The sequence below is a fragment of the Paraburkholderia sp. BR10882 genome (genome assembly GCF_040948855.1).
Lineage (GTDB): Bacteria > Pseudomonadota > Gammaproteobacteria > Burkholderiales > Burkholderiaceae > Paraburkholderia > Paraburkholderia nodosa_A.
Genome location: NZ_JBFPKP010000006.1, coordinates 380,853 through 394,092, shown reverse-complemented (window position 1 = coordinate 394,092; position 13,240 = coordinate 380,853). Strand labels below are relative to the sequence as shown.

The following is a 13,240-nucleotide window of genomic DNA, read 5'->3' as shown; positions in this document are numbered from 1 at the left end:
ATCTTCCTTCTTCAGGCTCGTAGCTCAGCTGGTTAGAGCACCACCTTGACATGGTGGGGGTCGTTGGTTCGAGTCCAATCGAGCCTACCAACGAAATCGAATCCCTGGCTTTGCCGGGGGCTCAAGGCAGTAAATGCACACAGCGCGCTGCGCCTGCAAAGGAAGCAGCCATAAGGCGAATACGGTTATGACACCGCGAACGTTTACCGAAACTACTTCGGAGCGACGCTAGTCGAGGACCTCTTTCGCCTCTGCAGTCAGGTTTGAAAAGTGAATGCGGCCCCTCGAAAGCGGGGCCGCATTTTTTTTCGCTGCGAAGTTTTCCGCGGTCTGTTCCCCACGAACAATACGATGTGCCTGCGCGGCACTTCTGGAGAAAAACATGGTTGCGATACGTCTGCCCGACGGTTCGGTTCGACAGTACGATCATCCCGTCACGGTCGCCGAAGTGGCGGCTTCGATTGGCCCCGGCCTCGCCAAGGCGGCGCTCGGCGGCAAGCTCGACGGCGAACTGGTCGATACGTCGACGCTGATCGATCGCGACGCATCGCTCGCCATCGTCACGGACAAGGACGCCGACGGCCTCGACATCATCCGTCACTCGACGGCGCACTTGCTCGCCTACGCGGTGAAGGAGCTGTATCCGGAAGCGCAGGTCACGATCGGACCGGTCATCGACAACGGTTTCTATTACGACTTCGCCTATAACCGTCCCTTCACGCCCGAAGATCTCGAGAAGATCGAAAAGCGCATGCAGGAACTCTCGAAGAAGGACGAGCCGGTGTCGCGCCGCGTCGTCACGCGCGGCGAAGCCGTGGACTACTTCAAGAGCATCGGCGAGAAGTACAAGGCCGAGATCATCGAGTCGATTCCGGGCGACCAGGAAATCAAGCTGTACTCGCACGGCGGTTTTACGGACCTGTGCCGCGGCCCGCACGTGCCGTCCACGGGCAAACTGAAGGTCTTCAAGCTCATGAAGGTCGCGGGCGCCTACTGGCGCGGCGACTCGAAGAACGAGCAGCTGCAGCGCATCTACGGCACGGCCTGGACGAAGAAGGAAGACCAGGATCAGTACCTCCACATGCTCGAAGAGGCCGAAAAGCGCGACCACCGCAAGCTCGGCAAGCAGCTCGACCTGTTCCACATGCAGGACGAGTCGCCGGGCATGGTGTTCTGGCACCCGAAGGGCTGGACGCTCTGGCAGCAGGTCGAGCAGTACATGCGCGGCCGCCTGCGCCTGGCCGGCTACGACGAAATCAAGACGCCGATGATCATGGACCGTTCGCTCTGGGAAGCGTCGGGTCACTGGCAGAACTATCGTGAAAACATGTTCACGACGGAGTCGGAAAAGCGCGACTACGCGATCAAGCCGATGAACTGCCCGGGCCACGTCCAGGTGTTCAACCATGGCCTGCGCTCGTACCGCGATCTGCCCCTGCGCTACGCGGAGTTCGGCTCGTGCCACCGCAACGAGGCGTCGGGCGCGCTGCACGGCCTCATGCGCGTGCGCGGCTTCGTCCAGGACGATGCGCACATCTTCTGTACGGAAGATCAGATCATCAGCGAGTCGATCGCCTTCAACACGCTGGCGATGAGCATTTACAAGGATTTCGGGTTCGATCACATCGACATCAAGCTCTCGCTGCGCCCGGATTCGCGCGCGGGGACGGATGAGACGTGGGATCGCGCCGAGCAGGGCCTGCGCGAGGCGCTCACGGCCTGCGGTCTGCAGTGGGAAGAACTGCCGGGCGAGGGCGCGTTCTACGGTCCGAAGGTCGAGTACCACATCAAGGACGCGCTCGGCCGCTCGTGGCAGTGCGGCACGCTGCAGCTGGACATGGTCCTGCCGGAGCGCCTTGGCGCCGAGTACGTGGCCGAGGACAACAGCCGACGCCGCCCGATCATGCTGCACCGGGCCATCCTCGGTTCGATGGAGCGCTTCCTCGGGATTCTGATCGAGCACCATGCCGGCGCGATGCCGCCGTGGCTCGCTCCGGTGCAGGCCGTTGTGATGAATATCGCGGAAAGTCAGGCCGAATATGCCGCGAATCTGGTCCAATCGTTGCAAAAACAAGGGCTTAGAGTGGTGGCCGATTTGCGCAACGAGAAAATTAGCTATAAAATACGCGAGCACACGCTTGAGAAGGTCCCATACCTGCTTGTCGTCGGCGACAAGGAGCGTGAAGCACAAACGGTAGCCGTGCGTGCCCGTGGCGGCGTCGATCTGGGTGTCATGCCCGTCGATGCCTTTACAGCGCGTCTTGCGGAAGACATCAAGACGTTCAGGTAAGCCACTGCGGCAGCGCGGCTCGTTTTTTTAATTTTTAGAGGAAACGTAACATCGCTACGGATAAGTCGCATCGCATCAACGGTGAAATCACTGCACCCGAGGTGCGTCTCGTCGGAATCGAGAACGAGCCGCTCGGCATCGTAAAACTGGCCGATGCGTTCCGCATGTCGGAACAGCAGGACGTCGATCTGGTTGAAATTGCCCCGCAGGCGGTGCCTCCCGTGTGCCGCCTCATGGACTACGGCAAGTTCAAGTACCAGGAATCGAAGAAGCAGCACGAGGCCAAGCTCAAGCAGAAGGTCATCCAGGTCAAGGAAGTCAAATTCCGCCCGGGTACAGACGATGGCGATTACAACGTCAAGTTGCGTAATCTCATCCGCTTCCTCGACGATGGCGACAAGACGAAGATCACGTTGCGTTTCCGGGGCCGCGAAATGGCCCACCAGGAAATCGGTATGCGTATGCTCGAGCGCCTGCGCACCGACCTCGAAGAAGTCGGTCAGGTCGAGCAAATGCCGAAGATGGAAGGGCGCCAGATGATCATGGTGCTCTCGCCCAAGAAGAAGAAGTAACTGGCGTGCCGCGCGGTTCGACCTGCGCGGCGGTCAACATGCAGTTTTCAATGACGTCTTCGGCGCCCAGGCGCAGGAGGCGGCAAGCAGGTTCCGGAACGGCGCCCGCGCGCTGCACGTGAAGTGCGGCAAACGGGCGTTTTTCCTGGAAGCGGCGGCGAGCTTGTTTTCAAAAGCCAGCCAGTCGCCAAAACAAGTGGAGTGGGTTTCGAAGGGCGGAGTCCCGGCAAGGTGTGTGAACACTGCGCCAACCGCACACCCATGTCCATCAAATAATGGAGTTGTCTGTCATGCCGAAGATGAAGACCAAGAAGAGCGCTGCAAAGCGCTTCGTGGTTCGTCCGGGCGGTACCGTCAAGCGCGGTCAAGCCTTCAAGCGTCACATCCTGACGAAGAAGACCACCAAGAACAAGCGTCATCTGCGTGGTGCAACGGCCGTTCACGATTCCGATCTGAACTCCGTGCGCGCAATGCTGCCGTTCGCGTAATCCTCAACCGATAACTCATAGGAGCGAAACATGCCTCGAGTCAAACGTGGGGTTACCGCACGGGCCCGCCACAAGAAGATCATCAACCTGGCCAAGGGTTACCGCGGCCGTCGCAATAACGTCTATCGCATCGCCAAGCAGGCGGTCATGCGCGCGGGCCAGTACGCCTATCGCGATCGCCGCAACAAGAAGCGTGTGTTCCGCGCACTGTGGATCACGCGTATCAACGCGGCGGTGCGTCAGCACGACATGACCTACAGCGTGTTCATCAACGGCCTGAAGAAGGCTTCGATCGAACTCGACCGCAAGGTTCTGGCTGACATGGCTGTGTTCGACAAGGCTGCATTTGCTGCGATCGTCAAGCAGGTGAAGGCCGCCGTCGCTGCCTGATAGCAGGTATTGCGCAGGTTCGTTGCAGCAGACATTCCGGTAGTCTCGGTGATGCTGCAACAAAAACGGGGCTCCTCACCGAGCCCCGTTTTTGTTGGTAATTACGCTTCTTGCGCCGCTTCATGGAGTGTCTTCGCGCCGTCATTGCCAGGCGTCATCATGGCGTGCCGTGAGCGCGGAGAGGCTCCAAGTCTCAAACTCTGACGCTGAAAAGATGGGATCAATGGATCTGGACCAGATTGTCGCCGACGCGCAAAGCGCGTTCGCCTCCGCCCCCGACGTCAACACGCTTGAAAACGAAAAGGCCCGCTTTCTCGGCAAGTCCGGCGCGCTGACCGAACTGCTCAAGGGTCTCGGCAAGCTCGACGCGGAAACGCGCAAGACCGAAGGCGCGCGCATCAACGCCGTCAAGCAGCAAGTGGAAGCCGCGCTCACCGCGCGCCGCCAGGCGCTCGCGGACGCGCTCCTGAACCAGCGTCTCGCCGCCGAGGCGATCGACGTCACGCTGCCGGGCCGCGGCACGGGCACGGGCAGCCTGCACCCCGTGATGCAGACGTGGGAACGCGTCGAGCGCATTTTCGGCTCGATCGGCTTCGACGTGGCCGACGGTCCGGAGATCGAAACCGACTGGTACAACTTCACCTCGCTCAACAGCCCGGAGAACCATCCGGCGCGCTCCATGCAGGACACGTTCTACGTGGACGGCAAGGACGCCGATGGCCGTCAGCTTTTGTTGCGCACGCACACGAGTCCGATGCAGGTGCGCTACGCGCGCACGCACACGCCGCCCATCAAGGTGATCGTGCCGGGCCGCACGTATCGCGTGGACAGCGACGCCACGCACTCGCCGATGTTCAATCAGGTCGAAGGCCTGTGGATCGAAGAGAACATCAGCTTCGCAGACCTGAAGGGTGTCTACACGGACTTCCTCAAGAAGTTCTTCGAACGTGACGACATTCAGGTGCGCTTCCGTCCGTCGTACTTCCCGTTCACGGAGCCGTCGGCCGAAATCGACATGATGTTCGAGCAAGGCAAGAACGCCGGCAAGTGGCTCGAGATCTCGGGCTCGGGCCAGGTGCATCCGACCGTGATCCGCAACATGGGCCTCGACCCGGAGCGCTACATCGGCTTTGCGTTCGGCAGCGGCCTCGAACGCCTGACGATGCTGCGCTATGGCGTGCAGGACCTGCGCCTGTTCTTCGAAGGCGATCTGCGCTTTTTGCGTCAGTTCGCGTAGAGCGGCGACGCATTCGCTTGCAGTGCGCGAGGCGGACGCAGCACCTGTAGAAGGTGCGCGAGCATCCGCCTACGCGACGGTCACAATCTGTCTGGAACGTAAAACCAAATGCTATTCCCCGAATCCTGGCTGAGAAGCTTTGTCGATCCGAAGCTCACGACCGATGAACTGGCCCACGCGCTCACCATGGCCGGCCTCGAAGTCGAAGGCCTGAGCCCGGCGGCGCCCCCCACCACGAAAATCGTCGTGGGCCGTGTGCTCGAAGTCGTCAAGCACCCGGACGCGGACAAGCTCAACGTCACGCAAGTCGATGCCGGCACCGGCGCGACGCTGCAGATCGTATGCGGCGCGCCCAACGTCGCGCCCGGCATCAAGGTGCCCGTGGCGCTCGTGGGCGCCGAGCTGCCGCCCGCCGAAGAAGGCGGCAAGCCTTTCGCGATCAAGCTCTCGAAGCTGCGTGGCGTGGAAAGCCAGGGCATGCTGTGCTCCGCGCGTGAACTGAAGCTCTCGGAAGACCACAGCGGCCTGATGATCCTGCCGGAAAACACGCCGATCGGCCAGGACATCCGCGAAGCGCTCAATCTCGACGACACCATCTTCGAAATCAAGCTCACGCCGAACAAGGCCGATTGCCTTTCGGTGTATGGCATCGCGCGCGAAACGGCCGCGATCACCGGCGCGCCGCTGCAGGCGCCCGTGTATCCGAAGGTCGAAGTGAAGCTCGATGAAAAGCTGCCCGTGAAGATCTCGGCGCCGGACCTGTGCGGCCGCTTCTCGGGCCGCGTGATCCGCGGCGTGAACGCGCACGCGAAGACGCCGATGTGGATGGTCGAGCGCCTCGAGCGTTCGGGCCAGCGCAGCATCTCGGCGCTCGTCGATATTTCGAACTACGTGATGCTCGAACTGGGCCGCCCGTCGCACGTGTTCGATCTCGACAAGATCCACGGCTCGATGGACGTGCGCTGGGGCCGTAAAGGAGAGACGCTCAGGCTGCTCAACGGCAACACCGTCGAAGTCGATGAAACGGTTGGCGTGATCGCCGACGACCGCGAGATCGAAAGCCTCGCGGGCATCATGGGCGGCGACAGCACGGCCGTCACGCTCGACACCACGAACATCTATCTCGAAGCCGCCTTCTGGTGGCCGGACAGCATTCGTGGCCGCTCGCGCCGCTACAACTTCTCGACCGATGCAGGCCATCGCTTCGAGCGCGGCGTGGACTGGTCGACGACTGTCGAGCACATCGAGCGCATCACGCAGCTGATCCTCGATATCTGCGGCGGCGCAGCCGGCCCGATCGACGATCAAACCGTGAACGTGCCTACGCGCGAAGCGGTGAAAATGCGCGTGGCGCGCGCGAACCGCATCATCGGCGTGAAGATCAGTGCCGACGAGATCGCGCAGATTTTCACGCGCCTCGGCCTCGCGTTCACGCGCAGCGTTGACAACGCGGGCGACGAGAGCTTCATCGTCACGCCGCCGCCGTACCGCTTCGACATCGAGATCGAAGAAGACCTGATCGAGGAAGTCGCGCGTATCTACGGCTTCGAAAAGATTCCGGCATTGCCGCCGGTGGCGCGCAGCGAAATGCGCGCGACCCACGAAACGCGCCGTTCGATCCACGCCATTCGCCACGCGCTCGCCGCGCGCGACTACGCCGAGACGATCAACTTCAGCTTCGTCGATGCCGAATGGGAACAGGACTTCGCGGGCAACGCGAATCCCGTGAAGCTGCTGAACCCGATCGCGAACCAGCTCTCGGTCATGCGCACGACGCTGTTCGGCAGCCTCGTCAACGTGCTGCGCCACAACCTCAACCGCCGCGCCGACCGCGTGCGCGTGTTCGAGGCGGGCCGCGTGTTCCTGCACGATCCGTCGATCAAGGCGAGCGAGATGACGGTGGAAGGCTTCGCACAACCGAAGATGATCGGCGCGCTCGCGTACGGTCCCGCGCTCGAAGAGCAGTGGGGCGCGCAGACGCGCGGCGTGGACTTCTTCGACGTGAAGGGCGATCTCGAAGCGTTGTTCGCATCGCTCGGCGCCGCGAAGACGCCGCGTTTCGTGAAGGCAGAGCACCCCGCGCTGCACCCGGGACGTGGCGCACGCATCGAAGTCGATGGCCGTGCCGTGGGCTGGATCGGCGAGCTGCATCCGCGCTGGATGCAGAAGTACGACCTGCCGCATGCACCGATGCTCTTCGAGGTCGAGGCCGACGCACTGATGGCGCGCGAACTGCCGACGCCTGGCGAAGTCTCGAAATTCCCGCCGGTCCGCCGTGACATCGCTCTCGTTGTCGATCAAAAGATCGAGGTGCAAGCGCTGCTCGACGAGTTCCAGAAGGGCATGCAAGACGAGCCTTGCCGGATTGTGCAGAGGGTTGCGCTGTTCGATGAATTTCGTGCAAAATCAAATACTTCCGGACTTGGCGCGGACGAGAAAAGCCTTGCCTTCCGGGTGACCCTGCAAGATACTGGCGGAACCCTTCAGGACGAAACGGTCGATACGGCCATCAAGTCCCTGGTGGATCGCCTGGCTCGAGTGTATGGCGCCCGGTTGCGCGGATAAGCTTCTCGGCTCTTCACGTACCGACATCGGCTTCCGGTTTGCGAGGTGGCAAGTCAACCCCGCAACCGGCAGCGCGCCATTGCATAGATAGATGAACGAAATGAACTCGAGTGATTTCGAAGCCCTTCTTGCGGCACAGCGTAGCGCCATGATTCGCGACATTCCTGCCTCGTCGGCAAGCGCCACGAACGACACGCCCACGCTGACGAAAGCCGAACTCGCTGAGCTGCTGTTCGACAACGTCGGTCTCAACAAGCGCGAAGCGAAAGACATGGTCGAAGCCTTCTTCGAAGTGATTCGCGACGCGCTTGAAAGCGGCGACAGCGTGAAGCTGTCCGGCTTCGGTAATTTTCAGTTGCGCGACAAACCGCAACGACCCGGCCGCAACCCGAAGACGGGCGAGGCGATACCCATCGCGGCGCGTCGCGTGGTGACGTTCCATGCGAGCCAGAAGTTGAAGGCGCTCGTGGAGAGCGGTGCCGAGGCGAGCTTCCCGCGTTGATGCGTTGAGGTTGTTTGCCCGCGCTGGTGGCAATCTGGCGGGCGTGAACGTATAAGTAGAAATAGCGGACTTCAAGGACCCAGGCGGCGACGCCTCATTGCGCAACCCCCACGACGGCAACCCGGCGATGACATCGACAAGCGAAAAGGTCGTCTTGCCTCCCATACCCGCCAAGCGCTACTTCACCATTGGCGAGGTGAGCGAGCTGTGCGGCGTGAAGCCTCACGTACTGCGGTATTGGGAGCAGGAGTTCACGCAGTTGAAGCCGGTGAAGCGGCGCGGCAATCGTCGCTATTACCAGCATCACGAGGTATTGCTGATCCGTCGCATTCGCGAACTGCTCTACGAGCAGGGGTTCACGATCAACGGCGCGCGCAATCGGCTCGACTCGCATGGGGCGGCAGTCGACGAAGCGGGGCAGGCCGAAGCCGTGGGGGCACCAGTTGCCGAAGGCACGACCGCCCTCGTGGACGTCGATCAGTTGCGCAAGGAATTGCTGCATGTGCTCGATCTGCTCGGGCGCTGAAACACCCCGCTGAAGGCATGCATGTGAGTCGTTCACGAATTACGTGCGAAGCGGTTCTAATTAGGGAAACTCTCTGTTATACTTTCTAGCTCTCGGGGCGTAGCGCAGCCTGGTAGCGTACCTGCATGGGGTGCAGGTGGTCGGAGGTTCAAATCCTCTCGCCCCGACCAGAAATAGAGCCCGCGTAGTCGAAAGATTACGCGGGCTTTGTCTTTTGTGCACCGCGAAAAAACAAGAAGCACAGAAAGCACACGAACGAGACCGCAAGATCCGGCTGTTAATTTTTCTCACATATCGGTGAGAATCCTTCGTTATACGGCGCGTGCCGCTCGCCTTACGATACGCATACCTTCGCGCCGGTGATTCGTGCAATCGCGCGCCCGCGCGCAAACCCGTGCTCACTCAGCGCCACCTCACATGAACCCGATCGAACTCGCGCAACTGGTCCTCCTCGCCGCCCTGTGGGGCGGGTCGTTTCTGTTCATCCGCGTCGGCGTGACCGACTTCGGCGTCGCGCCGTTGATGGCGTTGCGCGTCGGCATCGGCGCGCTGTTCCTGCTGCTCGTGCTGTTTTCACGCCGCCCCGCGCGCGAGGCGCTCGGCACGCTGCGCGAACGCGCGTGGCCGCTTTTCATTGTCGGCATCCTCAATTCGGCCGCGCCGTTCTGCCTCTTCGCGTGGGCCGAACTCACGCTCTCCGCGGGCGTCACGTCTGTGATCAACGCGACCACGCCGCTGTGGGGCGCGGTCGTCGCGTATGTGTGGCTCAAGGATCGTTTGAGTGGCCTGCGCGTGGTCGGTCTCGCGATCGGCTTCGCGGGCGTGCTCGCACTGGTGTGGGATCAGGTCGTCACGCACGCCGGCGACGGCGCATCATCCATCAGCGCCGCGCTTGCCGCCCTCGCGGCGCTCGTTGCTGCGGCGCTGTACGGCGTTGCCGCGAGCTACACGAAGCGCCATCTCACGGGCGTCGATCCTCTCACGGTCGCTGCCGGGACGATGACGGGTGCGACGCTCGTACTCGCGCCGTTCGCCGTGGCAACCTGGCCGGCTACGCCCATCTCGCTGCATGCGTGGGGTGCAGTGCTCGGCCTTGGCGTGGCGTGCACGGGTATCGCGTATCTGTTGTTCTTCCGCCTGATCGCAGCGGTGGGCCCGGCGCGCGCGATCACGGTGACGTTCGTGATCCCGATTTTCGGCATTCTGTGGGGCGCGCTCTTTCTCGGCGAGCGCGTGTCGATGGGCATGGTCGAGGCATGCGCGGCGATTCTTGTGGGCACCGCGCTTGCCACCGGCTTCGTGAAGCGCTTGCCGGGATTCACCGCGCGCCGCAGCGGCGCAGGCGCGGAACGCTAGCAGCGTAGGGCGCGTAACGCACTGCCTTGCGCGCCGGTTTAACGAAATCGCGTGACGCTCACCGTCGCGCGATTTGCATTCTGAAGTTCGCTCAAGCCGCCGCGCGAGGCACGGCTTTCACTTCCTTCTCCCGATCGCTGCGGCCAGCGCGCCCGATCGGCAACGTCGCGACGATCACCGCCCCCAGCACGAGCAGCACCGCGGAATAGATGAGCCCCGCGGCATAGCTGTGCGTCGCGTCCTTGAGCCAGCCGACCACGAGCGGATTCGCCGCCGAGCTGATATTGCCGATCGCATTGATCACGGCGATACCCACTGCGCGCGCCTGCGGCGTGAACGCCTGATCGGGCGTGGTCCAGAAGATCGACATCGCCGTGTACGACCCCGCCGATGCGAGGCACACGCCAAGCAACTGCACGAGCGGCGCGCCGCCTTGCGCCGTCAGCACGCAGCCGAGCCCGGAGAGCAGCATGGGCGCGGCGAGGTGCCATTTGCGTTCCTGACGACGGTCCGAGCGGCGCCCCCACACGATCATCGCGACGATGGTGACGATCTGCGGAATCGTCGCGACGAGGCCCACGGTGACGTTGCTCGCACCGGCGCTGAAGCCCTTCACGATCAGCGGTGCCCATACTGCGACCATCGCGAGCGTATTGACGAGGCAGAAGTACGCCGCCGCGAAGCGCAGGACCACGGGCGAGCGCAGTTGCTGCCAGAGGCTGCGCTCGCTCGCTGCTTGCGCCGTAGGCGCAGCGAGGGCCTCGGACGGCTCGGCGAGCGCGGCTTCGAGCGTGCGCTTTTCTTGCGCGCTGAGCCAGCGCGCGGCGCGCGGCGTGTCGTCGAGATAAAAGAACGCCACGCAGCCGAGCAGTGCGGCCGGCATGCCTTCGAGCACGAACAGCCATTGCCAGCCGGCGAGTCCCGCATGGCCGTCGAGTTTGAGGATGAAGCCCGAGACCGCGGAGCCGAGCGCGGCCGTCACGGGCATCGCGATCATGAAGAGCGCGTTGGCGCGGGCGCGCCACGCGCTCGGGAACCAGCAGGTGAGATAGAGCAGCATGCCGGGCAGAAAGCCTGCCTCGGTCACGCCAACCAGCATGCGCAGCCAGTAGAGCGTGGTGGCGTTGGTGGCGAACATCGTCGCGGTGGAGGCGAGGCCCCACGCAATCATGATGAAGCTGATCCAGCGGCGCGCACCGACGCGCGCGAGCATCAGATTGCCCGGAATGCCGCACGCGATATAGGCGACGTAGAAGAGGGTGGTGGCAAAGCCGAACTGCGTGCTCGACAGGCCGAGGTCCTTCATCATCGTCAGGCCCGCGAAGCCGATGTTGATGCGGTCGAGGAACGAGACGACGAACAGCAGGAACAAGAAGCCGAGCAAATGGCGCGAGACCTTGCGCGTGACTTGTTCGGTGGCGGCTGCGCAGTTTGACTGTGCCTGCGCGGACGTTTGCGGCACGCGCGAAGCATGCCCTTGCGGGATTGGGCTCATGTGTCTCCTCCTAAGCACCGGGACGTGAGCGTGGCAAGGGTTATGACGTTGTTGTTTGCCGCGGATCACAATTCACGCGGATTATGCGAGGCGCCTGCGCGCTGTCTGTCCTCAATTTGGGTACAGCTGCGCAGCGCATTCCGCGAAGTTCGGGAATACCCGGGTCCAGGCGCCATGCCGGTTTTACGCAGAGGGATATCGGGACGACCAGCAAGTCTGAAAATCGTTATTCAGAGATCTGAATGCCCGGTAAATCTAAAGCTCGTAATTGAGACGGATTCGGTAACGAGGTGAGTCCTATTTCGCAAATCCTTCCGTCAATAATCGATGAGCACCATTTATTCGCCTCAATAATCGAAACTGAAAGCTGGCAGTCAGTCATTTTGAAGCCACAGGGCCTTGCAGTGGCGCGATTTGTTGGCTCGCCAGCGAGCGTGTTCGATTTTTCGACGCTAAACTTCGCTCTCATATGTGCGCCAGTCATTAGTGAACATTGGGGCGTGATGCTATTTGTTCTGTCCAGGTGACAAGCGCGTAGTGCATTTCGTATGGGATTTGTGCGGGTGCCGAACCTGCGCGAATCGTGGTTGTGCCCGATGCATGGCGTCATGCTGAATCGATCGAATCGGGGAAAGCTATGAAAGTAAGAAGATTCGTCTGGCACGCTCATGCAGTGCGTTGGGCGCTCACCGCGCTGTGCGCCCTCGGCGCCGCCGGCGCGCAGGCGGACAACACGTTTGGCGTGCAGCTTGGAGCGGGCGTAGCGGACCACGACGTGAAAAAGCTCGACCTCGGCCTGGTGTGGGATCCGGGCCTGCAGTGGTGGCACATCGGCGGGTATCACTTCACGCTGGTTGGTGAAGCACATGTCGCCTACTGGAAGCTGAATGCGCCGGACGCCGTCTACTCGCATATCTGGGAATACGGCGTGACGCCCGTTTTTCGCTTCATCAAGGACAGCGGCTGGTTCAAGCCCTTCATCGAGGCGGGCGTGGGCTTTCACTTTCTCTCGCACGTCCGGCAGACGCCCGATCGCGCGACGTCGACGTCCTTCCAGTTCGTCGACATGGTCGGTGTTGGTGCGCAGTTCGGCGAGCACGGCAACTATCAGGCCGGGTTCCGCTTCCAGCATTTGTCGAACGCCGATATCAAGGCGCCGAATCCGGGTACGAACTTCAGTCAGATCTACTTCCAGTACAACTTCTAGGGTGCCAGCGGGCACCCCGGCGTCTGTCAGGACGCGTGCTAGAATTTTTTTGCATGCCGCCTGTCGCGCGGCGCTCAATGACTGGATTTCCGACTGCATGGAGGTCCCATGCCCGCAGGCAGTCAACTCACGCTCTATACGAGCCGCAAGCACAAGAAGGGCCACAAGTCGGCGGTCGCGTGGATCATCGACGCCGCGCGTGCGCAGGGCGTCTTCGGCATCACCGTGCTGGAAGGCTACGAAGGCCTCGACGCCCACGGAAAGATGCACGCCGCCCACTTCTTCGATCTGGCCGACGAGCCCGCCGTGGTGCTGATCGTCGCCGACGAGCCCTCTATCGACGCGCTCCTCGTCACGCTCGAAGCGGGCGGCGTCGAACTCTTCTATACGCGCACACCAATCGAGTACGGCCGCCTCGCCGGCGCTTGACCGGCAGGGTCTTCACGCCGCCGCGCAGGCGCTTCGCCGCAGGTCCTCCCCGTCACGCGGGCGCCAGTCGATGCCCGCAACCCGTTACACTGTGGGTATTGGTGCGGTGCACCACGCATTGCGCCGCACGACCGGCATTTTCCATAGCGACACGCCGGAGTCGCAGACAAGGAGTGAGGACGA

Annotated in this window: 12 protein-coding genes and 2 tRNA genes; 13 read left to right on the top strand and 1 reads right to left on the bottom strand. The window is 62.3% G+C overall.

The features are described from left to right. Positions 1-13 precede the first annotated feature (13 nt). The 11 genes from AB3X99_RS18645 to AB3X99_RS18595 all read left to right on the top strand — a co-directional run bounded on the left by AB3X99_RS18645 (position 14) and on the right by AB3X99_RS18595 (position 9,926). Positions 14-90 (top strand) — tRNA-Val (locus AB3X99_RS18645). Positions 91-382: 292 nt separating this feature from the next. Beyond that, positions 383-2,290, top strand: a complete 1,908-nt coding sequence (gene thrS / locus AB3X99_RS18640; RefSeq protein ID WP_069268189.1) for a threonine--tRNA ligase — start codon at positions 383-385, stop codon at positions 2,288-2,290. Positions 2,291-2,340: 50 nt separating this feature from the next. Beyond that, on the top strand, positions 2,341-2,862 hold the full coding sequence (gene infC, locus AB3X99_RS18635) for a translation initiation factor IF-3 (protein ID WP_083245567.1): 522 nt from the start codon (positions 2,341-2,343) through the stop codon (positions 2,860-2,862). A gap of 290 nt (positions 2,863-3,152) precedes the next feature. Then, positions 3,153-3,350, top strand: a complete 198-nt coding sequence (rpmI, locus tag AB3X99_RS18630; protein ID WP_004191477.1) for a 50S ribosomal protein L35 — start codon at positions 3,153-3,155, stop codon at positions 3,348-3,350. 30 nt (positions 3,351-3,380) lie between these two features. Continuing rightward, on the top strand, positions 3,381-3,740 hold the full coding sequence (rplT, locus tag AB3X99_RS18625) for a 50S ribosomal protein L20 (RefSeq protein WP_004192938.1): 360 nt from the start codon (positions 3,381-3,383) through the stop codon (positions 3,738-3,740). Between the two features lie 223 nt (positions 3,741-3,963). Beyond that, positions 3,964-4,977 carry a phenylalanine--tRNA ligase subunit alpha gene (gene pheS, locus AB3X99_RS18620; RefSeq protein ID WP_069268188.1) on the top strand — a complete coding sequence of 338 codons (1,014 nt, stop codon included), beginning with the start codon at positions 3,964-3,966 and terminating at the stop codon, positions 4,975-4,977. 108 nt (positions 4,978-5,085) lie between these two features. Next, positions 5,086-7,542 carry a phenylalanine--tRNA ligase subunit beta gene (gene pheT, locus AB3X99_RS18615; protein ID WP_368617737.1) on the top strand — a complete coding sequence of 819 codons (2,457 nt, stop codon included), beginning with the start codon at positions 5,086-5,088 and terminating at the stop codon, positions 7,540-7,542. A 91-nt stretch (positions 7,543-7,633) separates the two neighbouring features. Beyond that, on the top strand, positions 7,634-8,044 hold the full coding sequence (locus AB3X99_RS18610; RefSeq protein ID WP_028204248.1) for an integration host factor subunit alpha: 411 nt from the start codon (positions 7,634-7,636) through the stop codon (positions 8,042-8,044). A gap of 127 nt (positions 8,045-8,171) precedes the next feature. Further along, the gene (locus AB3X99_RS18605; protein ID WP_368617736.1) at positions 8,172-8,570 is read left to right on the top strand and encodes a MerR family transcriptional regulator; all 399 of its coding nucleotides are present in this window, start codon (positions 8,172-8,174) and stop codon (positions 8,568-8,570) included. Between the two features lie 93 nt (positions 8,571-8,663). After that, positions 8,664-8,740, top strand: a tRNA-Pro gene (locus AB3X99_RS18600). Between the two features lie 247 nt (positions 8,741-8,987). Next, positions 8,988-9,926 carry a DMT family transporter gene (locus AB3X99_RS18595; protein WP_368617735.1) on the top strand — a complete coding sequence of 313 codons (939 nt, stop codon included), beginning with the start codon at positions 8,988-8,990 and terminating at the stop codon, positions 9,924-9,926. A 91-nt stretch (positions 9,927-10,017) separates the two neighbouring features. Here the strand turns inward: AB3X99_RS18595 and AB3X99_RS18590 are convergent, their stop codons facing one another. After that, positions 10,018-11,421: an MFS transporter gene (locus AB3X99_RS18590; protein ID WP_368617734.1), complete on the bottom strand. Its 1,404-nt coding sequence runs from the start codon at positions 11,419-11,421 to the stop codon at positions 10,018-10,020. Between the two features lie 637 nt (positions 11,422-12,058). Between AB3X99_RS18590 and AB3X99_RS18585 the strand changes: the two genes are divergently transcribed. Together AB3X99_RS18585 and AB3X99_RS18580 are read left to right on the top strand one after the other, a co-directional pair. Then, the gene (locus AB3X99_RS18585; RefSeq protein ID WP_069268184.1) at positions 12,059-12,628 is read left to right on the top strand and encodes an acyloxyacyl hydrolase; all 570 of its coding nucleotides are present in this window, start codon (positions 12,059-12,061) and stop codon (positions 12,626-12,628) included. A 108-nt stretch (positions 12,629-12,736) separates the two neighbouring features. Then, positions 12,737-13,057, top strand: a complete 321-nt coding sequence (locus AB3X99_RS18580; RefSeq protein WP_069268183.1) for a DUF190 domain-containing protein — start codon at positions 12,737-12,739, stop codon at positions 13,055-13,057. Positions 13,058-13,240 lie beyond the last annotated feature (183 nt).